Genomic DNA, 26547 nt, shown 5'->3' with positions numbered 1-26547 from the left:
ACAATCATGCCAAAGAAGGTGCTGAAAAACATCTCGGAAATCCGCCGGTATTTCCATACCAACAAGGACCCGATCTATTTCGTATCGGCAACCAATTTCAACCTGTTGGGGCTGGATGAATGGGTGATGAACTTCACCTATATCTGCTACATGGATTGCTTCGACGGGCGACATCCGAACGTGTTTGTGCCTTCGGAAATGCCGCATGATGAGTTTCAGTCCATCGAAGACATCAACAATTATCTGCTGCAGCATAAAGAGGTCATCGACCTGGTCAAGCGGCGCGGTGGCAAGCCCAAGTTTGTCTTCCTGATGTTCGACGAGACGACCGAGAAGCTGGTCAAGGAGCTGGGCGGTCAGCTGTGGTTCCCCAAAGCCAAGCTGCGCACCAAATGTGACAACAAGATCGAAACTGTCCGTATCGGCAATAAGGCGGGTGTGCCTTCGGTGCCCAACACGCTGAGCGTTGTCAAAAGCTATGATCACCTGAAAAAGATCTGCGAAAAGGCCGGATTGGGGAATGATCTGGTGCTACAATCCGCCTTCGGCGACAGTGGCCATACGACGTTTTTCATCAAGTCCGAGGCCGATTTCAACAAGCACAAAGACGAGATCATCGGCGAAGGCGAGATCAAGATAATGAAGCGGATCGATTGCCGCGGGGCGGCGATTGAGGCTTGCGCGACCTCAGAAGGCACGATTGTTGGCCCGCTGATGACCGAGCTTGTGGGCTTCAAGGAACTTACCCCCTATCGCGGCGGCTGGTGCGGGAATGAGATTTTCTCAACCGCCTTTCCACCGAAAGCACGTGAACAGGCCCGGCAGCTGACGTTCCAGTTCGGTGAAGAACTGCGGAAATCCGGCTATCGCGGCTATTTCGAACTCGACTTCCTGATCGATAAGAAAACCGACGAACTGTGGTTGGGCGAATTGAACCCCCGTATCACTGGCGCCAGTTCGATGACCAACCACGCGGCCTTTGCGCACGCTGATGCGCCACTGTTTCTGTTCCATCTGCTTGAGTTTTCAAAGAAGCCCTTCGAGCTGGATGTCGAGGAACTGAATGCCCGCTGGGCGGATCCGGACATGATCGACAGCTGGTCGCAAATGGTAATCAAACACACCGATGACAGTGTCGACCGGATCACGCAGGCCCCACAATCGGGCATCTACAAGATGCTGGAAGATGGCCGCGTCGTGTTCGACCGGTTCGACTATCACCGCCGCGCGGTGGGCGAGAACGAAGCGTTCTTCCTGCGTATCTCGAATGTCGGTGATTACCGCTATGAGGGCGCTGATTTGGGTATCCTCGTGACTCGCGGGCGGTCAATGACCAAGGGCTTTAAACTGACGGACAAATCGAAGAAGTGGATTCATGGGATCACTTCGGCTTATACGGCTGAACCGCTGCCCGCGGCACAGCCGATGGAAGACCCCGCGTTCAAAATTATGTAGAAAGCCCTATGGCGCTTGTTTTTCGCTCAATTGACGAGGAACAGCCCGGTCCCAAGCTGGCCGGGCTGTTTGCCGAATACTGGCCCGCCTACCGCAAATGGTGGGCGCAAGAGGGGTATTCGGCCCGCCCCACCTATCGCGAATGTCTACGCGCCCTGCAAAAACACATGCCCGAGATTTTGCCGCTGTACGAAGAGATCGTCGAACTGGTCGGCGGCAGCGACAGCCAGGCACGGTTTCTCAGCTTTTACTGCCCGCCGAAATATCTTTCGGGCTGCAGCCAGGCGATTTGGCGTGGCAAGACACCGTTTCTGGTGCGCAATTACGACTACCATCCAAAAACCTTTGACGCCGCTCTGCTGAAAACCCAATGGGGCGGGCGCGGGATCATCGGGATGAGCGACGGCGTTCTGGGTCTGCTTGATGGCATCAACGATGCCGGTCTGACGGTCTCGCTCACCTTTGGCGGGCGGCGCGAGGTCGGCGACGGCTTTGGCGTGCCGCTGATCCTGCGCTATGTCCTGCAAACCTGCGAGACAACGGCCGAGGCGGTCGACTGCCTGTGCCGCATCCCCTGCCACATGAGCTATAACGTCACCGTTCTGGATGCCAAGTATAACCACAGCACGGTTTATCTAGCCCCAGACCGGCACCCGCAAATCTCGGACCAGCCGGTCGCGACCAACCATCAGGGCCATGTCGAATGGTCCACCCATGCGCGCTTTACGGCCACCGTGGAACGCGAAAGGTTCTTGCTCAACCGTCTCAACCAGCACCCGGAAAGCGAGAAGCGGTTTATCGATGCGTTCCTGCGTCCGCCGCTTTATTCAACGGCTTTCAGATCAGGTTTCGGCACGCTCTATACTGCGGTCTATCGGCCTGCGAAGAAGCAGTTGCAACTGCTTTGGCCCGGTGCCAGCTGGGACTTGTCCTTCGATGGCTTCAAAGAGGGTGAGCTGAGCCTGATGTTGCCCGACGAGGCCGAGCCTGCAGTCTGACAAGCGCGGTCGCCCTTCTAAACTTCTTGCTCTTGGACGGGCAACGCAATAATGGGAGCGCGACGCGCGGCAGTTTCAAACAAGGCCCGGCGGGATCAACACCACATATTTCTATGACGCGATAGGACCACGGAAAGCATGACCGGTACCTCCCCAAATTGGCTAAGATTGCTTCCTTACTTCGTCACCGCATTGGTGATGGTCCTGGTCTGGTCCTGGTATCTGACTGATCTGGGTGTTGGGAACATCTATCACTACGATGAATTCTACACTTATGACCGCAGTACAGGCTTTGCTCGCAATGGGGACTGGCTGGCGGTTTATTCCAACAACGAACCTAGCCTAAAAAAACCGCCCATGCAGTATTGGATGTCTGCGCTGCTGATGGAGTTTGGCGTATCTGATATTCTGGCCTTGCGCCTGCCGTCGATGATCTTTGCGCTGGGCGCGCTGATGGCAACGGCCGTACTGGCGCGGGTGATGATCCCGGACAGCCCCTGGGCCATGCTGCCTTCGGTCCTGCTGGTGGCCACGTCGCTTCAGTTCTGGCAACACGCCACATCCGCGATGCTTGATACCGGTGCGGTTTTCTTTTCGACCCTTGGAATTGCAGCCCTGCTGGCAGCATTGGAAAAGCCGAAATACTGGCCTTATTTCGGCGCAACTCTGGTGTTGGCCGCCTTGCAGAAAAGCCCAACCCCGCTGGCCTTTCTAGCGCTGGCACTACTGACGCTGAAGTTGACCAACAGATGGCAGACGGAACCGTTCAGCGAGATCTGGCAGAACAGAACGTTTCGCCGGACACTCAAGATTGCGATCCCGCTGGCCTTCGCCTGGCCGATCCTGCAAGAGCTTCGGTTCCTCTTTGGCGACTCGCTTGATGGCAACATCAAAGGCGAGATGCTGGATCGTTTTCGCCCATCGCTCAGCGATCGCGGCTTCGGGAAGCTCTATGATCTGATCATCGCGGGCGAGCCGTGGTTGCGGCTGCTGGGTTTTGTCGGCATCTGCGCTCTGCCATTTCTGCAAAAGCGGCCCAGACTTCTTGCTGCAACAGGGATAGCCGCATTTTTCGTCATCATGATGTGGGCCGCAGCCGGCAAGGTTTATGCACGCTACACCCTGCTGATCCTGCCGATGCTGATGGTCGCCGCAACCGGTTTGTTGTTTTCGGTCAAGCGCCTGCGCTGGGCCGGGATGGTGGCCGCGCTGGGTCTGGTCTTTGTTGCAGGCGGCCTGTTCTATGACCGCGATGCCACCGATCTGGGCAAGGGTCGCGTGCGTTTGGGCGTGCCCGAGGCCGAGATTCTGACCCCTTTGGGTGCAATGCTGCAGCCGGATGAAACCCTGCTGCTCTGCGCCTATGACCGCAAGTTGCGCGTACCACCCGGGGCCGCATCGGTCTTTGCTTCCAACGGTAGGCGCTTTGTCTATCTCAGACGGCTGGAGCTGCACAAATACCTCGACAGGTTCGGCTATACCACCGGCCCGCTGCGAGGGCTTTGTTCGGAGGGTGAGTTGTCTGAGCTGGCACCTGACCTGATCGGGCTCGAGACGCAGCCAACTGCGGTTGACGGTTTGGTCTATTGGTCAGCAACCGGTGTCACGCCCGCCCCTGAATAGGAGACACGGTGCAATCCGCCCCATCGCTGAACAATGCCCCAACAAGTTGCGCAGATGTTGGCCTTCGATGCGGTGGCCACTTGAATTTTCGCCGTTGATCCCGCAAAAGCCCTGAGACTGAAACAAGTAAAGCTACCCACCATGCATGCTGATCATGATGCCAACGCTGACAATCGACCCACCGTGTCGATCGTGATTCCCATGCATAACGAACAGGGGGCTGTTCCTGGTCTTATCCAGGGCATCTGCGCTGCTACGGCCGAATTGCCAGCGTTCGAGATTGTCGCGGTTGATGATGGATCGACCGATGACACTTTTGCGGCGCTGCAACAGATGCAGAAAGACTGTCCGCAACTGCGCATCCTGCAGCACAAAACGGCCGGTGGCCAAAGTGCTGCCGTGCATTCCGGCGTCAAGGAAGCACGCGCGGATATCTGCTGTACGCTGGATGGCGACGGACAGAACCCGCCGGAAGAGCTGCCAAAGATTTGGGCGCCGCTGGTGTCGGGTGGTGATGCCTCGATTGGCCTGGTGGCGGGGCAACGGGTTGGCCGAAAAGACACTGCGTCAAAGAAGCTTGCCTCGCGCTTTGCCAATGCACTGCGGGGCTGGATGCTGAAAGACGGCACACGTGACACCGGCTGCGGTTTCAAGGCGTTCCGACGGCAGGCTTTCCTTGATCTGCCCTTTTTCAATCATATGCACCGTTATCTGCCCGCCCTGTTTAAGGCCTATGGCTGGAATATCGCGCTGGTGGATGTGGCGCATCAGCAGCGTTTGTCGGGCGAATCCAAATACACCAATTTCGGGCGGGCCATGGTCGGCATCTGGGATCTGTTCGGCGTCGTCTGGCTGACCCGCCGCGCCAAATCCGTTTCCGCAACCGAGGCGTCCCGGTCATGAAAGAAACCATTCTGGAAATCCTGCACGTCGACAGCCCGACCGAGGCGCTCTGGGTCTTTATCGGTCTGGCCGGTCAGCTGATGTTCAGCGCCCGGTTTATCGTGCAATGGATCACGTCCGAGCGCGCCAAGAAATCCGTCATCCCGATGGCGTTCTGGTACCTTTCGATCGGCGGCGGGCTTATCCTGCTGAGCTATGCGATCTATCGCCGTGACCCGGTCTTTATTCTGGGTCAGTCGATGGGCCTGTCCATCTACCTGCGCAACATCTTCCTTATTCGCGCTGAAAACCGCTGATTGATCGTAACGCTTCTTTACGACCTGCCACCCATTACAAGTTTGTCGGTTGCACCCGTTCAGCGGGTAGCGGCCTACGGCTGCGTTGTGTGAACAACCTCTTATTGTTTCTGAAATTTTCGTGCTAGTATCCCGCGAATAGATTTTCAGAATTGTACTCGGAGGATATTTTCTCTTGCCCGATAGCTCACCCCGGTTGTTCAGATTGCGCCCTTTGGAAAAGACGGATCTGGGAACAGTTGCGCGCTGGTTTCAGGATATCCATGACCTGGCCCTGTTCGACCGTACGTCGCGCATTCCGCAGAACCTGGTACAGACCGAGCAATATTGGGAAGACGCGATAAACGCCTCAAAGGACTGCTGCAAATGCTGGTTCGCTATCGAATCTGACAGTGGTGATCTGGTGGGGATGACCGGGCTTGAAGCAATTTCCAGCGTCAACAGGGATGCGGTGGTTCCGGTATTTGTCGACAAATCCATCCGCCGACATGGCGTGGCGGTGCGTTCGGTTGCGCTGATGCTGGATTTCGCATTCCGGCAACTGGGCCTGAACCGTATCACCTCGTATTACCGGGCCGACAATCACAGCAGCCGTGATCTGATCCAGCGAATCGGCTGCGAGATCGAGGGCACGATGCGTCAAGCCTGGTTCGCGGATGGGCAGTTCCATGACATGGTTGTCGTCGGCATGTTGCAGCAGGACTGGATCGCGCGTCGAGAGGTGCTCGCGCAGGAGTTAGGCACCCAAACAGTGGTCAGTTTTGATGCCTCTGGGTGGTCTTGGCCCCCCGATTCCGGTGCAGATACCTAAAATGTTACGTATTCTGAGTCATTTTTTGCTAAAACAGTCCTGTCGGATTCGACATGACAACACAATTGAGTATTGCCAGTGAACACGACCGGTTCGGACGCATCAATAAAACAGAAACTAGGCGCGGTGCTTTTTGCCGACGTTGTCGGCTATTCCCGCCTGATGAGCGAGAACGAGATGGATACGTATAACGCGTTGAAGTCTTTGCTTTCGCAGCTTGAATCGGCTTGCTCAAAGTATCAGGGCAAAATCATCGAAGTGCGCGGTGACGGCATCCTTGCTTTATTCGACACGGCGACCAGTGCAGTAGAGTTCAGCATCGAACTGCATCGGATCGCTGCGGAACATAATCAGGCGCGGGATGACGAGCACAACATCAAATTTCGCGCTGGCGTTCACATGGGCGAAGTTCTGATGGACGAACGCGGCATCCACGGTGACAACGTCAATATCGCTGCCCGCCTGCAGGAGATTGCCGAGCCAGAACGGGTTTATGTCAGCGCAGCCGTCTATGAACAGATCCGTAACCGCCTGCGCTATGGCTATGAATTCCTTGGTCCCAAGCAGCTCAAGAACATCATGTCTCCGGTCGCGACCTATTGTGTCCGAACCGAGGTCGAGGGTGCAACAATGGCCGCAACCCTACGTCCTGAGATGCAGCTGGAAGTGCTTGAAAGGCCCGATAACCCGTCGGTTGCGGTGCTGCCCTTTACCAGCCAAGGCGGGGATGAAGATGACAGCTGGGTCGCCGAAGGGCTGACCGACGACATCATCATGAACCTGTCCAAATTCCGGAACCTGTTCATCATTGCCCGGAATTCCTCGTTCTTCTTCAAGACCCAGTCGATGTCGCCGCAAGAAGCCGCTCGGCGTCTGAACGTGCGCTATATCGCGCGCGGCAGTGTGCGCCGCTCGTCCAGTCGTATCCGGATCACGGCCGAGCTAATCGACGCCAACACCGAACGCACCATCTGGGGTGAACGGTTCGACCGTAAGCTCGATGATATCTTCGACATCCTGGATGAGGTGACCGAGTGCATCGTTGCCGCCACCGCAGTCATGATCGAGTCGCATGAAAAGCTGCGCATGGTGCAGGCAATCCCGTCAGACCTGCGGGCTTATGGTTCGGTTCTGCAGGGGCAGCACCATATTTTCAAATACACCCGCAACGACAACCGCAAGGCGCAGCATTGCTACGAATCCGCGCTTGAGCGCGACGGCGGGTATGCACGGGCCGCGGCGGCGCTGTCACGCACGCTCAACATCGATTGGCGCTATTCATGGACCGAAGACCCAAACAGCGCGCTGGACAAGGCCCTGTCGCTGGCTCAGCGCGCGGTGGAGCTTGACCCCACAGATGCGCGCGGGTTTGGAGAGCTGGGCTATGTGCAGCTTTATCGCAAAGAGCATGACTCGGCGATCGAATCCTACAAACGCGCCCTGCAGCTTAACCCCAACGATGCGGACATGCATTCGGACTACGCCGATGCGCTGGCCCATTGGGGCGACAACGAAACCGCCATCAAACATCTGCAGCAGGCGATGCGCCTGAACCCCTATTTCCCCGATCAGTACCTGTGGCATCTGGGCGGGGCCTATTACAATCTCAAACGCTATGACGACGTGATCTCATGCGTGAACAAGATGAACAACCCGACCGAGGGGCAGCGCGTGCTGGCCGCCAGCTATGCCCATAAGGGCGAGCTGGAAATGGCCCGCCAGATCGCCGACAAACACCGCGCAGCGCATCCCAATTTCTCATTGTCGCGCTGGGCCAAGGTTCAGCCAGACCGCCTGTCCGACGACACACAGCATTTTGTCGAGGGGCTCAAAAAGGCCGGGTTCTGAGCTGCTGCCCGATCTTGCCTATGAAAATCAACTCGCCTGTTCGCGGTCGAACTCCATGCGTAGTCGCCTGACTTCATCCATTTGTTCATGCGACCAGAAGACGAGCGGTTTCAGCATTTCAAGCAGGCTTCTGCCCAAAGGTGTCAATTCATAAGACACTGCCACTGGCGGTCCGGGATCGACGGTGCGGGTCAAATAACCATCACGTTGCAATCCGCGCAGGTTTTCGGTCAACACACTTTGTGTGATGTCTCCGATACAGCGCTTGAGATCGCCAAAGCGTTTCGGCTCATCCTCCAGCGCAAGGATGATGATCATCCGCCATTTGCCCGTCACATTGGACAGTACGGAACGGATTGAGCAGTTGGAAGCTTCTGCCTTGTTGGCAACACCAATTGGTAGCATATCAATCTCTGGTATTGTTTCGAAACTTAATCGCACAATAGCGTTACGTTGGCCTCGGTACAACTCCCTGAAAATTCGGGCAGTAGCTTCAAGCATACCAGGTCATTTTAAAGTACGTAATTGAAATGTAGTATGGATTTGCTACCACGTATCCAGTAGATACGAATCACAGGAAATCAACATGTCCCCCAAAGAACTTGTAATCGCACTTTTTACGGCTGCCTTTGCTGAACATGACCCGCAAGCAGCGCTACAGCTCGTTACCCCGGACTATATTCAGCACAACCCGCAAGTCCCGACCGGAGCCGAAGGCCTGGCCGGCCTGATCCCTTTGGTCGAACAATCCGGGATGACTGCAACTACCCACCGGGTCATCACCGAGGGCGATATGGTTGTATTGCACAGCACGTTCGACAACGCGGACGCTTTTGGTGCACCGACCCTCGCCGCCTTTGACATATTCCGCGTCGAGAATGGCAAAGTTGCTGAACATTGGGACAATTTGCAGCCCGTTCCTGAAACAACAGTGTCGGGCCGTGGCATGACAGATGGGCCGACCGAGATCACCGATCTTGAGAAAACAGAAGAAAACAAGGCGCTGGTTCTGGGGTTTGTGCGTGACGTTCTGGGCGGTGCCGCGCCCGAGAAAGCTCCGATGTATTCCGAGGTCTATATGCAGCACAATCCAATGCTTGCCGATGGGATCGATGGCCTGATCGAGGGCACCAAAGCCTGGGCAGAGCAGGGGAATGTGATCACCAAATTCGAGCCGCAGATTGTGGTGGCCGAAGGCAACTTTGTTTTTGTCGCCTCAGATGCCACCGTCAGCGGGAACCCTTGGGCCTTCTTCGACCTATGGCGAGTCGAAGATGGAAAGATCGTTGAACATTGGGACGTAGTTTCGCCTACGCCAGCCGAAATGGCGCACGAAAACGGCAAGTTCTGATCTTCGAAAGGTATGGCGGGTCAGGCATAAATGGCCCGCCTACCTAAAGCAGACGTCGGAATAAAACCAAACGTCAATAGGTCAGGATCATTTCAGCCGTCCTATTCACCACGTGCCTTTGCGCCGCTGACTTTGGCACCTGACACCTTAGCACCGGACACCTTGGCCCCGCTGACCTTGGCGCCCGAGACCTTGGCCCCGCTCACCTTGGCGCCCGAGACCTTGGCTCCGGACATCATCGGTGCGTCATACTCAAAATAGACGTCCAGCAGCACGTCTTCGATCTGACCGGCTGCGATATCCATGCGGATGGTGTAATCGGCCTGATCGTAGTTCCAGACGCGAATATCATTGGCCATCTGGTAATCCGCTGCCGCGACGCCCGAAACCGAGGGGTTCATCGGCGCGCGTGCGGCCTGTTGTGTGGTGTCCGGCGCGTTAGCGTCATTGCTGGTCTGCAGCTTGAAGCCATGGGGCAGGTTGCCACCCGTCGCGCTCTCGCCTTCGCCATGCACCAGAAAGATCGTGGGCTCCGGCATCTCGTAATAGGTGCCGTCATAGGCGAAGCCGTAAATCCGGGCCAGTCGTGCATCGCCTCCGAACTGGTCCCCGATGAAATTATTGACGCCGCGACCCCTCCGGCGGCCATCCTGTTCGATGAACAGCTGTTCCGAGTGCCGGTTCGCGATCTGCTGCCAGTGGGTATGCTTGAACTGACGTCCACGGCGTATATAGACAAACGAGTCGTGCGGAACCTTCTTCCGCTTGTCGAACTTGAACTTGTCGCCGTCCTTGATGACCTTGTAGATTCCGGACTTTTCGTTTGCCGCATCCCCGACCTGGACCAGAACACGATCGTCTTCCCGGACATGTACGCCGTCGATTTTGGTGAATTTCTTACTGAAGTCGTAGTCTTCCTCAACCTCTTCGGCCAACCGGACCGAGCGTTGTTTCAGTTTTAAATCACTTAACTCTCGCCCAAACAGTAATACCTCGGAAAAACTGAGTAAGGACTCAGACATATCACTTTCTCCCTATCGGGGGTCGACGCTGCCGATTGCCTCGCCTGTCCCGGTTTGCGCATTCAGTGCGCGTTGAATGTCACTATTATCACCCCGTGCGCGTAACCTGCCACAATAGCGGGGGAAAAACAAAGACTTTAAGGTTCATTCACCTCGGGTGACAGCGTACGAACCGACGCGGCATGGCTCGTGCCGTCGGGCTTGGTCAAACGGGGGCCGGGCGCTGTCAATCCGATGTGGCGCATGCGGAAATTGCCTTCGATAATCTGCCGGAATGCGCCGCCGGTGACCTCGTGATCGACCATGACCAAGGCGCGTTCAACGCCGAAGTAGCTCAGCATATCGGGGTCCAGTTTCTCCCACGCATCTGCAAGATAGGACCCCAGCAAATCACGCGCTTCGATCAGGGCAACCCGAAAGCCTTCGGGGTCGGCTGCGTAATGTTCGTCGAACAGGTCCTGCATGATCGCATTGTATTCGTCGGTCCCTTCCAACTCGTCCGAGAGCTCCTCCATCTCCGGGTCGATCACGTCATGTGCTACCAGTCGTTCGTGGTAGATATCGACCAGAATATCGAACATCGCCCCGGTCAGTGGTTCCGACAGGGCGTGTTCGCTGGACCATCCATGCGAGAATTCAGAAAGCGTCCGGTCATTGGCGGCGATCCGGATTTGCGAGTTCTGCGACAGCTCGGCAAAGCGGCTCAGCCGGTTATAAGTATAAAGGTTGCCGCGTGTGTTTTTCAGCAATTCATCCACGACCGAGCCGAAATGCAGCGACGCCAACAGCGCCACCATATCGGCCGCCGATTCATGGAACCCATAATATTCGCCGGTCGCATCCTCTTCGGATGGCATGCCGACCACGCTGTAGATGATGGCATGGCCGATCTCATGCGCGACCACATCGAAGTTCAGGCTGTAGGGGCGGTATTCGTCACCGATATCGCGAGTGCCACCGGTTTCCAGAAATCCCCAACCGATATGCGCGTTATCTAGACTTGGCAGCAACGATAGCTCAAGCCGCTCGAAATCACGCGCGAAATGCCAGGGGATCGGGCGATTAAAATAGCCCTCCCACACATCCATGGTGAAATGGGCCGCTCCGAACAGATGGGCGGCTTCAAAGGCCGGGTCCTCGGGATCGATATGGATGAAATTGCCAAACTCATCGGGCTCGGGCGGCGGCAGGATATAGCCGTCCCAGGCGGGCAGATACATCTCGGGGCCGTCTTCACCCTCGATCATCGCGCCATATGGGGTCGTTTTGTCGACCGGGTACATCGCATACATGCGGGGGCCCGATGGGCCTGGGCCTATGGTCCCTTGCGGGGCCGATATTTCGACCAGTTCGGGCTTGGAATTCGGCTCTAAAAAGGGCGATTGCGGATATAGTAAGAACCGCGTGCCGGGGGGGTCATTCTCTGAATAGTCGGGCCAGATTGCCAATTTTCCCTCCCGTTATCCGCCGGCGTGCAGACCGGCTGCCAATCCGGGCTCTTGGTCAACCGGATCGCCACCAGCTTGGCAAAACATGAACTCGGCGGCAATCAAATCAACCAAGGCATCGCGCCCCTCAAGGCCAAGCCCGATCGCGTAGGAGTCAAGATCATCCGGCACCCTCTGGTCAAGACGTGTTTCAAAATACCAGATCAAGGCGCGCGTCCGGGTTGCAGCGTTGCTTTGATCCGGCAACAGCGCCGATTTGCGCTGCGCCCGGTCGCGCAACGCGCTGTAGTCGCCCGAGCGTCGAAGCTCGGCTAGCAAAGCGGCATCCATTGTCTCGGCCAGCGTTTGGATTGCGATATCGACACGGGATTTGTCGGCCAGCATCGCCTCGTACTGCACAAGGGTCAGGTCATTTTCTTCCAGCCATTCAAGCAAATCCGCATGGCGGGGTAGCCGGGCCTCCAGCCGATGTTCGGTCATCTGCTTGACCACGGCGTCTTTATCCGGGTCCAACCCCTGTCGGCGGGTCTCGTCCTTAGACAGCAAGCCTAACGCTGCGCGATCACGCAGATGCGCGTAGAGAACCGGATCAAGCCGCAGCTCATCCACTAGCGCCCGCGCCTCGCTATCCTGTTGTGCGGCTTCCCCATCCACACGAGCGCAGAGGTCACGCCAGACCAGCGTCCGTTCGGTGCGATGTGAGTCTGACACATTCGTTCCAGCATTCAGAAAGCGGGCCATCTCAGCCAGCATCGCGCGGGCGTCATCCCCTTTCGCATCCACCTGCCCCTCGGGCAACCATCGTTGAAAGGGTTGCGGGTCCGAAGCGCCCTCAAGGATGCGATCCCAAACCCGGTCACGGTAGTGCAGGTCTTTCGCCTTTTGCTGCAACGCGTCGCCCGTCTCAGACGACAACACACCCGCTGTCTTGGCTTGCGCAATGGTGGCGCGGATCGAGACCATAGGCTCGCTCAGCGGTGGAAAGCCAAGCTCGGGAGGGCCGTGCAGCACCGCTACCTCGTCATCATCTTCGATGGCACCATTCAGGTAACCCTCAAAAATCTGGCCGATCCCGATCATCCCGAAATCCGCCAGCTCTGCCGCGCGCAGCGCACCCATGCTGGCACTGCCAAAGACCGGTATACCTTGCTCCAAGGCCCACAGTATTTCCTTGTGCCAGACCGAGGGCACCCCGTCGAAATACCCGTCTATAATCCCGATCGCACGCGGCTTTTCCCGCACTGCCCGATACACATCGCCCTGCTGAACCGGGGGTAGAATAGTGGCGTTCAGATGTTCGCGCACGGCTTCGGCCCGTAGCGTCGGCCCGACAAAGACAACCACACTCATGACATCACCGCTCGCGCACGGGGGCCTGCGACAAAGTCGGGATCGTCATGGGGCGCTTCCAAGCCCGGTATCACCGCGCGCACCACTGCGATGTCAATTTCGGGTCGCGACAGATCAACAGTGACCACCTGATCTATGCCTGCCTCGGACAGGCGCGCCAGCAACAAAGACAGGTCATCCGTGAACGATCCGGTCACGTAGGTTGGGCATTCGGTGAAATCACCGATGGGCGCCGAGCCATCGATCAGTTCGCGGATGTATCCGCTGCGCCAGTTCCGGGCAGTGTCCGAGAACTCTTCCGGGTCCAGATCATCCCGCGCCCCTGAGATATAGGTCAGCCGTGTTTGCGCCGCTTCGGTCAGCGCCCGCAGTAGGGCAATGGCGCGATCCGGGTGGCAGCCGTCGCCGATGCCGATATGGCCCGTGGTGCCTCCGTCCTCACATATCGCGCAGCGAAAGCTGGCGATGCCGATGTCCGAGGTCGTGTCCCAGATTCCCAAATCAAGCCCCGCCGCAGAAATCTGTTCCATCGCCTGAAGGCAACGCGGGTCGTCCACTGTACGGGGATTAACACGCGGGGTTGCGCCCTGATGGTGCCACAGCGTTGTGGCGTCACGCTCGATCAACTCGCAGATCGCGTGGCAACTGGCTTCGGTCAGGTTGTTGCCGGACGCCAGCCCGTTTGTCGTTCGCGGAAACACCCGCTGCCCAGCCACGGGCGAGGTGGTATAATCGGTGTCCACCATCTCATACGGCACCCAGCAGGGCTGGCCCGAGGGCAGATCGCGCCCCAGCACCCACAGTATCGCCTGATGAGGGTCGAACTGCCCGCCGGTGACGCTGGGCAGACGGTCGGCATCGACCACATACTCCACCGCCAGATCAGCAAAGCTGGACAGCCGTAGCGGCAGTTCGATCCGCTCTGCGTGCCAGGATTCAATCGCTTCCATCACGCCCGAAGCCCGGGCTGCGCTCAGCGACAGCCCCTTGCCCAGCGACACCGCGACCGAGCGCGAGTTTGGCCGCGTCACCATCACTGTCGGCAATCCAACCCGGTCCAGTCCCGTCAGGTTGGCGATCCGGGTTATGCCCATCTGCTTGAGGAATGGTTTGACGATGGCCAGGGTCTCTTCCGGGTCGCGCAGCCGGTGGGTGTCTAGCACATAAGACTTCTGCGAATTCCCGGACATCCAAATGACCTTGCCAAATATCTGATAAACCACCGTAACCCGCCGGGCGGATCATGTTGGCGTCAGGATGCGGGATGAATGCGTAGTGGTCAACCGCGCACCGGCCCGGCAATCCACGCTTGCATGACCCGCGCGCTGCCGTTAAACGAGCTTCCGCATCGCCTCAATAGCTCAGCTGGTAGAGCAGGTCCTTCGTAAGGACAAGGTCGGGGGTTCGAGTCCCTCTTGAGGCACCATCCCCTTACGACAAGCTTTACCCGCGTTCAGATACTCATCTCGATACGCGCGCCCGGAAAACGCGATATCAGCGCGTTTGCTTTGGCACGTGGGGTCAGGCATAGGGCGGTTGAGAGCCCGTCTGCCAATGCTGCCTGCGAGGCTGAGATTGATACAGCCTGATAGGGCGCACCCAACCCTTTCGGGTTCAGGATATGCCCCTGATCGCCCTGCAGCATGGTGCCTTCGGGGGCCGAGGTTGCGACGGCGCGGTCCTGCAGTGTGATCCGTTTGGCGACAGCACCGTCGGGCTTGGCCAGCCCGACGCGCCACGGCTCGCCATTGCTCCGCTGGCCAAGGGCGGCGACCTCGCCCATATCCACCAGCACATCGCGCAGATCGAAGGATCGCATCAAAGCGGCAATCCGGTCAGTGATCGCACCTTGAGCAATTCCGTTCAGGGTAATCGCCGAGCGTCCGGGATGCGGCAGGCGGATCTCACCGGCGCTTACGTGAACCTTGTCCCAACCAATCGTCTGGCGTGCACGTTCCACCTGCGGCCCCGCCGCGCCACTGGCGAGTGCTAGCCACAGCGGCTGGATCGTCGGATCAAACGCCCCGCCCGAAGCGTCGTGAAGCGTGGTACACAGGCTCAGCACCTCCAGCAGCTCAGGCGCCGGGGTGACCAGGTGGCCGATCCGGTTAAGCTGACTGATCTGCGAGTGCGTCCGGTAGAGACTGAATATATCCTCCAGCCGATTCAGCTCTGCCTCGACCGCAGCAAAGATCGGCGCGGCCTGTGCGTCTGTCGAGCCTTCCAGCCTCAGGCTGGCGGGTGCGCCCAGCGCGATACCGCGCCATTGGGCGACGTTGCCAGCAGCGGCGGGTACGGCGGCGCAGGCGGCTGAGATGGCCAGGAAACGGCGGCGGGTCAGAATGGTCATGCGGGCGTCTCCAGCGCGAGGTTCAAATCGACGGGGCCCAGCACTTCGGCATCGGGAATATCAGACAGTGGCAGGGCGACGCCGCCATATTCGGCAATGAACGCCTCTGCCGCGGCGGGGTCGCCAAAGGGCACGACTTCTCGCGCACCCATGCCACCGGCCACATCGGCGCCGACGACAAAGGTCGCACCATCGGCGGCGATCCAGTTGGAAATCCCCGGTTGCCGCCAGCTGGGTGCGACGCTCATGTCACTGACATAGACAGCGGTGATCTTGGCGTCACGTTCGGGGCTTTTCAGATAGGCCAGCATGTCGCGCACCTGCGCAAAGAACAAAGGCGCGGGATAGCCTTCCAGATGGATCTGCCCTTTGGGCCCGCCATGTTCCGCGATGTTCATCTGGCAGAAATAACTCAGCGCATCCGGGGTGAGATCAACCGGGTCGGGGGCTTCGGCCACCTCTTCTTTGCAGGCCGTCAACGCGACCAGAGCGATCAGGGCAAGGTATCTCATGGCTCAACTCTCCGAAATGCGAGACGCGCAAGGGCAAAGCCCAGCACCGGCCAGATCAGCAGCGAGGCAGGCGCGGCCCAAACGGGCAGAGCTTGCGCCGCCCCGGTCATGCCGGAGGCCATGGCAACGCCCTCGGTTGCGGCGATGTTCCACAAACGGAATGCGTCGGCCGGGTTGGCCACCATCACCCATGGAAAGACGGATTGGGTGAAGGTGCCGCCCTTGTCCATGACGACGGCCCCCAACAGGCCCAAATCATAGAGGACGACAAAAACCAGCCAGAGCCCGGCCGACAAACCTGCCGCCGCCGTGGCCCCCTTTGCCAGGGCGGACAGCAAGTATCCAAGCGCCAGAAAGACAGCGCCCAGCAGGATAGATGTGAGGATCAGGCGGACCAGAGCCATCAGGCTTTCCGGACCCGCGCCGCCAAAGAAGGCGGCCACTGCGCCTGCGGTGCCGAAACCGATGGTCATGGCGAAGGCCAATGCGGCCAGATGGGCGGTGAACTTGCCCAGCAGGATTTCTCCGCGCCCCGCCGGGTAGGACAGTAGCAGCGACAGGCTGCCGCGATCCACGTCGCCCGCGATGGCGTCAAAGGCGATCATCAGCGCCAGCAGCGGCGCAAGATAGACCGACAGCGTGGTCATCGACGCGACCGAGACGGTCAGCATGTCGACTCCCAACGTGCCGGTTGGTGCGCTGCCCGCAAAGGTCAGCGCCAAAGCGAACAGCACCATGATCAATGTGGCGACCAGCAGCCAGCGATTGCGGCGCAGGATCAGCATTTCGGTGCGGGTGATGGCGAGGAAGCGGGTCATTGCAAATCCTCCTGTGCGTAGTGGCGATAGAGGTCTTCCAGCTTGGGCGGGGTCATTTCCACATCCGCTACAGCGTCGCCCAATCCGGCGATCCGGCGCAGCGCCTCCATCTTGTCTTCGGGTGCGCAGAGCAATTCAACGGATGCCCCATTGATCCGGTTGCCACCCAGTTCGGCGGCCAGCACATCAGGATTGGCACTGGCGCGCACCTTCAGGCGGATCGGCAGACCGGCCAGAGCCGACAAATTGTTCAGGGTGTCATCAGCGACCATCCGGCCCTTGCGCATGATGGCGATGCGATCAGTACGGGCCTCGACCTCGGTCAGCGCATGGCTGGCGATTAGAACGGCTGTGCCTTGGGCAGCCAGCTCGTCGATGATGGCGTACAGGTCCTGCCGAGAAATCGGGTCCAGCCCGCTTGTCGGCTCATCCAGCAAGGCCACTTTCGGCTGACCCAGCAGCACCTGCGCCAGACCCAAACGTTGCCGCATGCCTTTGGAATAGGTGCCGATCCGACGGTCCAATGCGTCGCTGAGACCAACGCGCTCCAACAGGCCAAGCACGTCGGCCTTTGCACCTGAAAGCTGCGCAAACAGGGTCAACTGCTCGCGCCCCGTCAAGGCGGGATGAAATGACACCGCCTCGGGCAGATAGGCCGTCTCGCGACGCGCCTGCGCGCTGCCGGGGGTGGCATCTCCGATCCGAATGGCTCCGCCATGGATCGGCGTCAGGCCGAGGATGGATTTGATCAGCGTCGACTTGCCCGCGCCGTTATGGCCCAGCAGCGCAACGCGCTGACCGGGGGCAAGAGAGAGGGTGATATCGTCAAGAACGCGAGTTTTCCCTCGGTCCTTGAGAACATGGTCGATTGACAGGGCCTTATCCGTCATGAGGCACCTTTTTCATAGTTGGGGGTTCAGGGGCTTGCATCAATGGGTTGCTGTCCATCACGCCCCCCGGCAACAACGCCGGGAAGGCCGATTGCGACCAGCGCACCAGTTGCACGGCAGGGGAGCCGAGCAACAATTTGGCTGAGGGTTGGGTCCACAGCACATGGTCCATACTGTCATTGGGGCGATAGGGGGCATCGGCAATGCCGTTGCCATCCACATCATAAGCGGCGAAATCGGACCAGTAGTTGCCGCGTCCGTCTTCGGACCACTCGACCCATTTGGTCGAGACATATTTCACCTGCGTCCGGTTTCCGATGAATGAATTGCCAACGATGCGGTTGCGCTCGCTGCCAGCGGTAAATTGGATTCCGATGCCGCACCCCTCAAACCAGTTATCAGTGAACTCGTTCTTGTTCGAGTTATAGAGGAAGGTGCATTTCTCTTTCGCACCTTTCACAACGTTTCCGGTGATGGTGCTTTTGTTGGCGTAGTTCAGCATGACGCCATGTTCGCGGTCGCCGATCGAGACGTTATTGGCCACGGTCACATTGGTCGTGAACATCACCGCGTAGCCCAGATCATTGCCGATCGAGACGTTGTCGCTGACCACCGAATTGTCGGCATACATGTAATGCACGGCAAAACGCAGATCGCGAAACAGGTTGCCGGTGAAGGTGTTCTTCTTCGACGAGTTTACAAAGATTCCGTCGCGGCCATAGCGAATATCGTTGTCCTCAACCACCGCACCCGGCGCGTTCCAGACATAGACGCCATTGCCACGCTCGTTCATGCGCTGGTCTTGCCGCCCTTCAATCCGGTTTCGCCGGACGATACTGTCCTTGGCCCCATGGATGTCGATGCCATAGAGATTGCCCAGCAGCACATTGTCTTCGACCACCGGCGCATGGGCCGTCTTGGTCAACTGGATGCCGCTGTCGATCCCGTCATGGTCCGAGCCCGATCCGATCACCGTCAGACCGCGCACGGTCACACCCGGCCCGGTCACGGTGATGACGCTGCCTTCGCCTTGTCCGTCGATGGTGGCCTGTCCCAGCCCGTCAATCGTGACGGGCCGGTCCAGAACCAGCGTTTCTGTGTAAACGCCGGGGCTCAGGCGGAGGGTGTCCCCATCCGCCGCCTGCGCCAGTATCTCGTTGATGGCCCCTGCCCGGTTGGGCACATCCCAATCCGCCGCCCAAAGGGGCGAGCCGAGCAGGAGCGGTATGAGCAGGGACCAACGCATGGTTATGCGCTCCGCGGCTCAACGAACATCCGGCCGCGCATCTCCATGTGCAGCGCGTGGCAGAACCACTGGCAATAGAACCAGTGCACGCCCGGACGGTCGGCAATGAAGGTGACCGAGGCGGTGGCCTGCGGCGCAACCTCCATCGCGATGCCGAAGTTCGACAGACACAAACCGTGGGTCACGTCATCCACGTCATCCAGGTTGGTGACATACAACGTTACCTCGTCACCCTGTTTGACGGTGAACTTCTCAAGGCTGAACACCGGCGCGGTCGAGGTCATGTAGACCCGCACCTTGTTGCCATCGCGGATCGGCTCCTCGGCACCCTCTTCCAGATCGACACCATCAGCCTCGGCCTGTTTGCGGGCATCTTCCCACATCGGGTCGTTGCGATCCCAGACATTGACCGGGTTCACCTTGGACCGGTGCACGAGGATCGAGTCATGCGGTTCCGCAAAGGTCGGCCCGTCATGGACCACCTTCATCTTATCACCCGAGATGTCGATCAACTGCTCGTTTTCCGGCTTCAGCGGCCCGACGTTCAGGAAGCGGTCCTTCGAGAACTTATTCATCGAAATCAGCCACTTGCCATCAGCCTCAGCCGTTTCGCCCATCGAGGTCGAATTGTGGCCCGGCTGATAATGCACATCCACTTTGTCGAGGATCGGATCAACATCCGCACCACTGTAGGCTTCGATGGCCTTGGCGATGTCCCACTTCACCACCTGGCTGTCCAGAAACAGGGTGGTGTAGGCGTTGCCTTTGCCATCAAACGCGGTGTGAAGCGGGCCAAGACCCAGCTGCGGTTCCGCCACGATGGCCGAGCGTGGATCGGCATTGTCGGCAAACAGCGCATCGACCTTTTCCACATCGATCACGGATACGGTCGGGGACAGCTTGCCGTTGATCATGATGTGTTTCTTGTCGGGTGCTGCGTTCACTCCGTGCGGCGAGTTCGGGATCGGGATGTAACGGGTCAGGTTACCGCCCGCCTCTTTGCGCCCGTCCACGACCTTGACGCCGTTCAGCTCCTGATAGTTGCCAGCAGCAATCGCGTCTTCGATGCCTTTCAGGTTGAACACGACCACGTGGTCCAGCTCATTCTCGGTCATCTCGGCCAGGTTCATACCCATTTCCGAGTTATACGAGGTCGAGAATGCGTATTTGCCCTGATAGTCGCAGTCAGTGTTGTCGAGGTTGCCCGACACCATCACCTGCCATGCGATCTCCATCGTATCACCATCAATGGCGGTGAAGATGTTCACATATTGCGACGGATCGTCGAGGATCTCACCATCATTGACCAGCGGGGCCTCGTGTTCGCCATTGGCGAAAATGTAACCGGTGCGCGGGTATTTCTGCGGACGCAGACCGTGGATGTCATGCGCGTTCGGGATTTCGATGATCTTGTCGCATTTCATCACGTCGCAGCGGATGCGCGCGACGCGTGTGTTGGCCTTGTCATTCATGAACAAATAGCGGCCATCATAGGTGCCATCGGTGAAGGACATGTGCGGGTGGTGCAGGTCGCCATTGTCATAGGTGACTTTGCCATTGGCGGCCAGGTACTGCTTGGTCTCGGGTAGCAGCCCTTCGGTCAGGATCTTCAGCGACTCGTTGGTTTGGCCCCAGCCGGTGGCCGAGCAGCGGTTGAATACCGGAATGCGCATCAACTCGCGCATCGACGGCACGCCGAGGATACGCACCTCGCCGGTCTGACCCGAGGACCAGAAGCCGTAATATTCGTCCAACTCGCCGGGCTCCAGCGCGGCATTGGCGGCGGCGCTGGCCTCTTTCGCGGTCATCAGGGTGCTGCCCAGACCGGTTCCGGCCAACACGGCGCCGGTTGCAGATGCACCCAGCAGTCCGCGGCGTGTGACGTTCAGTTTCTTATCGTGTTCCGACATGATCGTTCCTCCTTTTTAGGAAACGGTTTGCGGTTTGGCGTTCGGATGGTTCGCCGGTGGTTGTCCGAGGGGGGTTTTCGGTTGAACCGACCCTGTCTTGGCCCGCCGTTTCAACTGGCGGATAACGACGGGACATTTGTCCTCGGACTGGTAGAGCACCTGACAATGCAGGCAGGTGACGCACTCGTTCGGATTGATCTCACCGGTGGGGTGGATCGCCTGAACGGGGCATTCGTTGGCGCAGGTCTGACAGGGGGTGCCGCAATCCTTGTAGCGGCGCAGCCAGTCGAACATGCGGATACGGGCAGGGATCGCCAGCGCACCACCCAAGGGGCAGAGATAGCGGCAATAGAACCGTTCGATGAACAGCCCGATCCCCAGCAGGGTCAGCGCAAAGACCACGAAGGGCCAGTCGCGCATGAACTTCAGAATGATCGCGGTCTTGAACGGCTCGACCTCGGCATAGGTTTCAGCCAGCGGGATCGAGACAAAACTGATCCCGAACAGCACGAGGAAGATCATGTATTTCGCGGGCCAGAGCCGCTCATTCAGGCCCCAGGGCAGAGTCCATTGCGGCACCTTGAAGGCCCGCGCGATCTTGTTGGTCAGTTCCTGCAGCGCGCCAAACGGGCACAGCCAGCCGCAATAAGCACCCCGACCCCAGAACAGCAGCGCGGCAGCGACAGCGAACCATTGGATGAAGACCAACGGGTCCAGCAAGAAGGCATCCCAGGAGAAGCCGGTGCGCAAGCTGCCTGCCAGCGCCATCAGGTTCACCACGCTCAGCTGCGCATTGGCGTACCAGCCGATGAAGAACAGCGTCATGGTCAGGTATCCGATGCGGAACCAATAGAAGACGCGGGCGTTCATGGTGGCGTGGAACTGGAAGAAGAATGTCGCCGTCAGCACCAAAAGCATGACGCCCAGCACCCCGATCTCAACCGTGCGGTCCTTCCAGATGCGTTTCCAAAGCGCGGCCTTGGCTGCCGCCTCGCCGGTGGCGTCATCGACAACTACTGGCGCTGCAACGGGCAGCAGATACTGCTCGGGCAGTTTGTAGCCCAGATCGAAGGTCAGAAAGGTCTTCTCAACCGCGCCTACAGCCCGCTGCGCCAACAGTTGCAGGCGGAAGGGCTCGGCCGGATCAAACTCGGCCTCAGCGGGGATCTTGAAGATGTCCAATTCCGTGAAGCTTGGGGCATCGGGTGCCGCAACCTTGCCCAACCGGCGCTGCTGCTTGTCGAAGAATCGCACCGAATTGTCGCCTTGGATCAACTGAATCCGGTCGAAAATCCCGCCCCGGACATAGCCCGATCCCTTGAAGCTGTAGGCCCCACGCCCCAGCACCAGAATGGCCTGCTCGCCTTCGTCCAGCCAGTCGACCATGTTTTGATATTCGGCCTCACCCAGCAGCGACTTGCCGATCGACGGCACGGATACCAACGCCATATGCATATCAATATAGGTGTCATCTGGTTCGCCGGGTTCAGGGCGTTTGATGGCGCGCTGATCTCCGGTGGCTTCGAACGCAGCGTTGACCTGCCCGATATCCAACGTTAGTCGCCGGACCGAGCCGTTGCCGGACAGGGTGGTCCAGTCGTATACCGCATCCTGCGCCAGATCGACTTCGCGTTTCGGCCCATCGGCCTGCAGCGGAGACAAACCGCCCAACCCCAGCGCCCGCGCCACCTTGATGCCGCCGCGCACAAGACTGTCATCAATCACCATGATCGTGACGGTGGCCCCCGAGATGATATCGAGGTCATGCCCCTCACCGCCGGTTTCAGCCTCAACCTTCAAGTCCAGACCGGCATAGCCTTCGGTCAGCTCAACCATGCGCGCGTTGGGGATGCCAATCAGAACGATGGGCTCCGAGTGTTTGACCAATTGCACACCGGTCAGCACCGCTTGATCATCGATGGCGGCGACCACATGGATCGGTTTGCCGGAATAGCCGGTGGTGCCAACGAAGTCAGAGGTTAGGAAGGCCCAAGCAACGGTCTCGCCGGCCTTCAGAACGGGTGCAACCGGAACGTCATCGCGGACCGGCCCAATGGCATCAGCACCGGGGGCCAGATCGGCGGGTTCAATCTCGGGCAGGAAGCTGGCGAGGCTGTCGGCATGGGCACTAATCGCCATCAGGCAGGACAGGGCAAGGGCCAGCATTATATGGATTGCGCGACTTACGACCACGGCGCACCTCCGATACTTAGGGTGGACGCCATGGACGCGCGCAGGGCGCGTTCAGCAGTTTCTTGGGTCGGGCGCGGAGGTCCCCGGGTTTCGGGCCACAGCTTATGCGACTTGTACAACATGGAAGATTTGCTGTTCTGAAGCTGTACAACACGGAAGTTTCCGATTTGCGGTATCTGCACCAGCTCGGGTGCGGGCGCTGCACTGGTGACAGCGCACAGCGCGCAATCGGCGCATTTTGGGCAGTACGCGGTCGGGTCTTCGGTGTCCTCCTCAAGATCAACTTCAACCCAGACCGCGCCGCCTTCCGAGCAGATCTCCATCCAGACACTTTCACCGGGACTCGCCAGCACCGGTCCAAAGGCCTGCAACAACAGAAGGAATATGCCTGCCAACCCACATGCCGCGCGAGTTGCGCGTACAGGGAGATTGTGCAGAGGGATCAGGGCAGGCATGGAGTCTCCGACTCGGAAAGCTATGCCTTTGGGGTATTGGATTCTACCGAGTCGCGACTTGACTTAGGTTAGGTGAAGCAAATTTCTGATTTTCTTTTCAAATCAATCGTCTGCCTCATCCATCAGGCCACGCACCCAGCGCCCTGCCAGCCATGAGGCGGGCACGCCCAAGGGGATGGACCATAAGATCGCAGGTACTGGTTCAATCGCACCAAACCCCGCGCTGTGCAGGATCAGCCCAGCCAGAAACAGGTTGATGGCCACGGTCAGAGCCGTGGCCGGATAAAGCAGGATGGCCAGCTTCCAGACCGGCCATTTGCCTTCAGTGGCTGGTGCCTTCCGAGAAGGTGATTTTGTTCCAGACATTGTACTTCCCAGACGGTTTGCGCATCGGCAGGCGGCGGACCTCTTCCAGCGTTTGCGCGTCATAGACGATCACCGCGCCGTCATCTTCCCAGATCGAAACCAGCGCGTGACTGCCATCCTTGGTGAATTCTACATGCGCCACGGTCTTACCCGGCGCGGGGCGCAAAGTTCTCACGATTTCAAGGCTTTGCTTGTCGATCACGTGCATGGCATCCTTGTTCGGGCCAAAGAACACATCGGCCCAGACGTAAGGCGAGTTCTCTTGGCTGCGCATGAAAAATCCTGGCCCTTCGGTTTTGATCCGCTTGACGGTTTCCCATGTTCCCATGTCGATCACCGAGACCGTGCCATCGGTCAGATGCGGCGTAGCCATCACGGTGGTGTCGCCCTGCTGCCAGGTGATCCCCGAACCTAAGTGAGGCATCCCCGGCAGGTCCAGATCTGCGATCTTATGACCGATCACCAGATCAATCACCTGCCCGCCCTTGCCATCACGCGAGGCGCCCATAACGTATTCATAACTCTGATCGAAAAAGAAATCGTCCAGGTAATCAGGCGTGGTGATCTTGCGCACGGGGAACGGGTCAGGGTTCTTGAACTGCCCCTCGATGCGGAAATCGTGGCCAATACCGGATTGCGGCGGGTTGGCCCCGTAGAACACCTCCCAAATCTCGGGGACATCCTTCAGCGCCAGAACAAAGCTTTCGCGCGGTGGTGCCTGATAAACGGCGGAAACACGGCTGGGAACGCCCTTTTTGCTTTTGACTTCAATGACTTTCGCGACCGACAAGTCCTCTGTCGACAGCAGGGTCAGTGAGTTCGGTAAATAGTTCGCTACTGCCACCCATTTGCCGTCACCCGACATGGCGATGTTGCGGCTGTTTAACCCCGCGCGCACGCGGCCCACCTGTTTCAGCGCCCAGATATCATATTTCTGCACCCAGCCATCGCGCGACATGATGAAGACATAGCGCCCATCGGGGCTGAACTTCGGCCCACCATGCACGGCGAACGGGGTTTCGAACCGATCCAGAACCTCGAACGTATCGCCGTCCAGCACACTGACATGATGATCGCCTGTTTCCACCACCAGCGTGATGTTCATCGGGTCGCTGTCCCAGACAGGCGCGTCAACCGATAGGTACTCATCATCCAGAGTCCGGCTGGCCATGATATCGGCCTCGCCCCATTCGGGATCGGTCTCCAGCGGAGATTTCAACCATCCCGCCAGTTCCTCGATCTGCAACGCGTCCAACTCGTGCGAAAACGCAGGCATCTGGGTGGCCGTACGCCCTTCGGCAATCACCGCCGCCACGCGTGGCCCACGCATCCGTTTCAACGTCTCGGGGATCAGCGCCGGACCGACCCCACCCAGACGGTTTTCACCATGGCATGAGGCACAGAATTCGGCATAATCCAAAGGTGCATCAGCCCAAGCTGCGCCGGTCAGCAGCAGCGAGCAGAATGTGCCGATTTTCAAGGTGTCAAAAGAATTGATGCGCCGGATCATGGCTTTTCCCTCGGAACGGCGTGACCTGCAGACGCTCGCCTGCGCCCTGCACGCCGATTTCTTCGTTTGATAGATAGCAGGCCGGGTCCTCGGCCCACGGGTCGCCGGTCAGTTGCAAGGCACGGATGCGGGTGTTGCCGCCGCAGACATCCTTTAACTGACAGGCCCCGCAACGCCCCTTCAAAGGACGCGGACGGGTACGCAGCATGGCGAGCATCGGGTCATCGCTGGTCCAGAGTTCCGAAAACGATTTGGTCTTCACATTGCCAACAGTGTAATCGGACCAATAGGTATCGGGATGCACGCGGCCGAGGTTGTCGATATTGGCCACGCCCGAACCGCTAGAGTTGCCACCCCACGCCGCAAGATGTTCCCGCACATTGGCAGCTTTGTCATGGTCGAAATGCGACCGAACCCAGTTCAGGAAATACCCGGCATCGGCATCGTTATTGCCAGTCACGATATCCAGCGGACGGCCGCCCGAGACGGCTTCCCACGCACGTTCCAACAACAAATCCAAACCCTTACGGGTGCGCAAATGCTCGGCATCCTCGCCTCGGTTCTTGTCACCGCGCCCGGCATAGACGAGGTGAGACAGGTAGAACTTGTCGACACCCTCATCGTCGCACAGTTGCAGCAGGTCAGGCAGGTGATGTTGCGTACCTTCGGTCAGGCAGAACCGCAGGCCCACCTTGATACCGCGTTTCTTACATTCGCGTACGCCGCGCAGAGCATCGGCAAAAGCCCCTTCGACGCCCCGGAACCAGTCATTCGTGGCCCCGATCCCGTCTAGCGAAATGCCGACATAGTTGAAGCCCACGTCGGCGATCATGTCGGTGGTTTCGTCGTAAATCCGCGTACCGTTGGTCGACAGTGCCAGCATCGGCACCAGATCGCGGGCGCGTTTGGCGATGTCGAAGAAATCGAACCGGTCCAGCGGTTCCCCACCCGAGAGGATCAGGGCCGGGACGCGGAATTGGCCCAGATCCTCAAGGGTTACCATGGCTTGCTCGTGACTGAGCTCACCGGGGAACGGGACATCCGCCGAAACGGTGTAACAGTGGCGGCATTTCAGGTTGCAACGCCGTGTCAGGTTCCAGATCACCACCGGTTTCACCGGGCCGGGGCGGCGTTTGCGCACTGGGGTCGGTTTCACGAGCTGGTGCATGTATTCGGTCAGGCGGAACATGTC

At 58.8% G+C, this 26547-nt stretch carries 24 protein-coding genes and 1 tRNA gene; 9 read left to right on the top strand and 16 right to left on the bottom strand.

Translation table 11 applies throughout. The annotated features are described in order from the left end of the window. Window positions 1-6: 6 nt before the first annotated feature. From ACR0JG_RS19115 to ACR0JG_RS19085, 7 genes are all read left to right on the top strand, one after another. The gene (locus ACR0JG_RS19115) at window positions 7-1455 is read left to right on the top strand and encodes a biotin carboxylase (RefSeq protein ID WP_170407976.1); all 1449 of its coding nucleotides are present in this window, start codon (window positions 7-9) and stop codon (window positions 1453-1455) included. Window positions 1456-1463: 8 nt separating this feature from the next. Continuing rightward, complete coding sequence (locus ACR0JG_RS19110) at window positions 1464-2453, top strand: C45 family autoproteolytic acyltransferase/hydrolase (protein ID WP_170594995.1); 990 nt, start codon at window positions 1464-1466, stop codon at window positions 2451-2453. 138 nt (window positions 2454-2591) lie between these two features. Beyond that, the gene (locus ACR0JG_RS19105) at window positions 2592-4076 is read left to right on the top strand and encodes a glycosyltransferase family 39 protein (protein WP_170625381.1); all 1485 of its coding nucleotides are present in this window, start codon (window positions 2592-2594) and stop codon (window positions 4074-4076) included. Between the two features lie 141 nt (window positions 4077-4217). After that, entirely contained in the window at window positions 4218-4979 is a 762-nt protein-coding gene (locus ACR0JG_RS19100) for a glycosyltransferase family 2 protein (RefSeq protein ID WP_480571951.1), read from the top strand. Next, on the top strand, window positions 4976-5275 hold the full coding sequence (locus ACR0JG_RS19095) for a lipid-A-disaccharide synthase N-terminal domain-containing protein (protein WP_039542759.1): 300 nt from the start codon (window positions 4976-4978) through the stop codon (window positions 5273-5275). Before ACR0JG_RS19100 ends, ACR0JG_RS19095 begins: the two co-directional genes overlap by 4 nt. A 175-nt stretch (window positions 5276-5450) precedes the next feature. Next, window positions 5451-6086, top strand: a complete 636-nt coding sequence (locus ACR0JG_RS19090; protein WP_170802466.1) for a GNAT family N-acetyltransferase — start codon at window positions 5451-5453, stop codon at window positions 6084-6086. 78 nt (window positions 6087-6164) lie between these two features. After that, window positions 6165-7934 (top strand): adenylate/guanylate cyclase domain-containing protein, encoded by a 1770-nt coding sequence (locus ACR0JG_RS19085; RefSeq protein ID WP_170407986.1) that lies wholly within the window; start codon window positions 6165-6167, stop codon window positions 7932-7934. A gap of 27 nt (window positions 7935-7961) precedes the next feature. On the opposite strand, the gene ACR0JG_RS19080 is transcribed toward ACR0JG_RS19085, so the two are convergent. After that, the gene (locus ACR0JG_RS19080; RefSeq protein WP_480571948.1) at window positions 7962-8435 is read right to left on the bottom strand and encodes a winged helix-turn-helix transcriptional regulator; all 474 of its coding nucleotides are present in this window, start codon (window positions 8433-8435) and stop codon (window positions 7962-7964) included. 85 nt (window positions 8436-8520) lie between these two features. Here ACR0JG_RS19080 and ACR0JG_RS19075 point away from each other — a divergent pair, with 85 nt between their 5' ends. Beyond that, complete coding sequence (locus ACR0JG_RS19075; RefSeq protein WP_170733793.1) at window positions 8521-9285, top strand: nuclear transport factor 2 family protein; 765 nt, start codon at window positions 8521-8523, stop codon at window positions 9283-9285. 101 nt (window positions 9286-9386) lie between these two features. On the opposite strand, the gene ACR0JG_RS19070 is transcribed toward ACR0JG_RS19075, so the two are convergent. From ACR0JG_RS19070 to ACR0JG_RS19055, 4 genes are all read right to left on the bottom strand, one after another. Beyond that, window positions 9387-10307: a pentapeptide repeat-containing protein gene (locus ACR0JG_RS19070; RefSeq protein ID WP_170397991.1), complete on the bottom strand. Its 921-nt coding sequence runs from the start codon at window positions 10305-10307 to the stop codon at window positions 9387-9389. Between the two features lie 137 nt (window positions 10308-10444). Beyond that, entirely contained in the window at window positions 10445-11755 is a 1311-nt protein-coding gene (locus ACR0JG_RS19065) for a gluzincin family metallopeptidase (RefSeq protein WP_170397993.1), read from the bottom strand. A gap of 12 nt (window positions 11756-11767) precedes the next feature. Further along, window positions 11768-13105 carry a TfuA-like protein gene (locus tag ACR0JG_RS19060; RefSeq protein ID WP_480571944.1) on the bottom strand — a complete coding sequence of 446 codons (1338 nt, stop codon included), beginning with the start codon at window positions 13103-13105 and terminating at the stop codon, window positions 11768-11770. Beyond that, the gene (locus ACR0JG_RS19055) at window positions 13102-14295 is read right to left on the bottom strand and encodes a YcaO-like family protein (protein ID WP_480571941.1); all 1194 of its coding nucleotides are present in this window, start codon (window positions 14293-14295) and stop codon (window positions 13102-13104) included. The genes ACR0JG_RS19060 and ACR0JG_RS19055 overlap by 4 nt, the downstream gene beginning before the upstream one ends. Before the next feature lie 160 nt (window positions 14296-14455). Between ACR0JG_RS19055 and ACR0JG_RS19050 the strand changes: the two genes are divergently transcribed. After that, window positions 14456-14531 (top strand) — tRNA-Thr (locus tag ACR0JG_RS19050). Window positions 14532-14558: 27 nt separating this feature from the next. Here ACR0JG_RS19050 and ACR0JG_RS19045 read toward each other — a convergent pair. From ACR0JG_RS19045 to nirJ, 11 genes are all read right to left on the bottom strand, one after another. Then, window positions 14559-15455: an FAD:protein FMN transferase gene (locus ACR0JG_RS19045; protein WP_480571938.1), complete on the bottom strand. Its 897-nt coding sequence runs from the start codon at window positions 15453-15455 to the stop codon at window positions 14559-14561. Continuing rightward, window positions 15452-15967 (bottom strand): nitrous oxide reductase accessory protein NosL, encoded by a 516-nt coding sequence (locus ACR0JG_RS19040; RefSeq protein WP_480571935.1) that lies wholly within the window; start codon window positions 15965-15967, stop codon window positions 15452-15454. Before ACR0JG_RS19040 ends, ACR0JG_RS19045 begins: the two co-directional genes overlap by 4 nt. Continuing rightward, window positions 15964-16785, bottom strand: a complete 822-nt coding sequence (locus ACR0JG_RS19035) for an ABC transporter permease (RefSeq protein WP_170513553.1) — start codon at window positions 16783-16785, stop codon at window positions 15964-15966. Before ACR0JG_RS19035 ends, ACR0JG_RS19040 begins: the two co-directional genes overlap by 4 nt. Continuing rightward, window positions 16782-17675 (bottom strand): ABC transporter ATP-binding protein, encoded by an 894-nt coding sequence (locus ACR0JG_RS19030; RefSeq protein ID WP_170398101.1) that lies wholly within the window; start codon window positions 17673-17675, stop codon window positions 16782-16784. Before ACR0JG_RS19030 ends, ACR0JG_RS19035 begins: the two co-directional genes overlap by 4 nt. Further along, the gene (locus tag ACR0JG_RS19025) at window positions 17665-18921 is read right to left on the bottom strand and encodes a nitrous oxide reductase family maturation protein NosD (protein WP_480571932.1); all 1257 of its coding nucleotides are present in this window, start codon (window positions 18919-18921) and stop codon (window positions 17665-17667) included. The genes ACR0JG_RS19030 and ACR0JG_RS19025 overlap by 11 nt, the downstream gene beginning before the upstream one ends. Window positions 18922-18923: 2 nt before the next feature. After that, window positions 18924-20831: a TAT-dependent nitrous-oxide reductase gene (gene nosZ, locus ACR0JG_RS19020; protein WP_480571929.1), complete on the bottom strand. Its 1908-nt coding sequence runs from the start codon at window positions 20829-20831 to the stop codon at window positions 18924-18926. Between the two features lie 15 nt (window positions 20832-20846). Further along, window positions 20847-22997 carry a 4Fe-4S binding protein gene (locus ACR0JG_RS19015; RefSeq protein ID WP_480571982.1) on the bottom strand — a complete coding sequence of 717 codons (2151 nt, stop codon included), beginning with the start codon at window positions 22995-22997 and terminating at the stop codon, window positions 20847-20849. Between the two features lie 17 nt (window positions 22998-23014). Then, window positions 23015-23479 (bottom strand): DUF2946 family protein, encoded by a 465-nt coding sequence (locus ACR0JG_RS19010; RefSeq protein ID WP_170737087.1) that lies wholly within the window; start codon window positions 23477-23479, stop codon window positions 23015-23017. Window positions 23480-23581: 102 nt separating this feature from the next. Continuing rightward, window positions 23582-23845 (bottom strand): hypothetical protein, encoded by a 264-nt coding sequence (locus tag ACR0JG_RS19005; protein WP_170398115.1) that lies wholly within the window; start codon window positions 23843-23845, stop codon window positions 23582-23584. Then, the gene (locus tag ACR0JG_RS19000) at window positions 23802-25355 is read right to left on the bottom strand and encodes a cytochrome D1 domain-containing protein (RefSeq protein ID WP_480571926.1); all 1554 of its coding nucleotides are present in this window, start codon (window positions 25353-25355) and stop codon (window positions 23802-23804) included. Before ACR0JG_RS19000 ends, ACR0JG_RS19005 begins: the two co-directional genes overlap by 44 nt. After that, window positions 25330-26544, bottom strand: a complete 1215-nt coding sequence (nirJ, locus tag ACR0JG_RS18995; RefSeq protein WP_480571923.1) for a heme d1 biosynthesis radical SAM protein NirJ — start codon at window positions 26542-26544, stop codon at window positions 25330-25332. The genes ACR0JG_RS19000 and nirJ overlap by 26 nt, the downstream gene beginning before the upstream one ends. Between the last annotated feature and the right edge of the window lie 3 nt (window positions 26545-26547).

It is taken from the genome of Ruegeria sp. AD5 (assembly GCF_056542345.1).
This window is presented reverse-complemented; position numbering and strand designations above follow the sequence as displayed.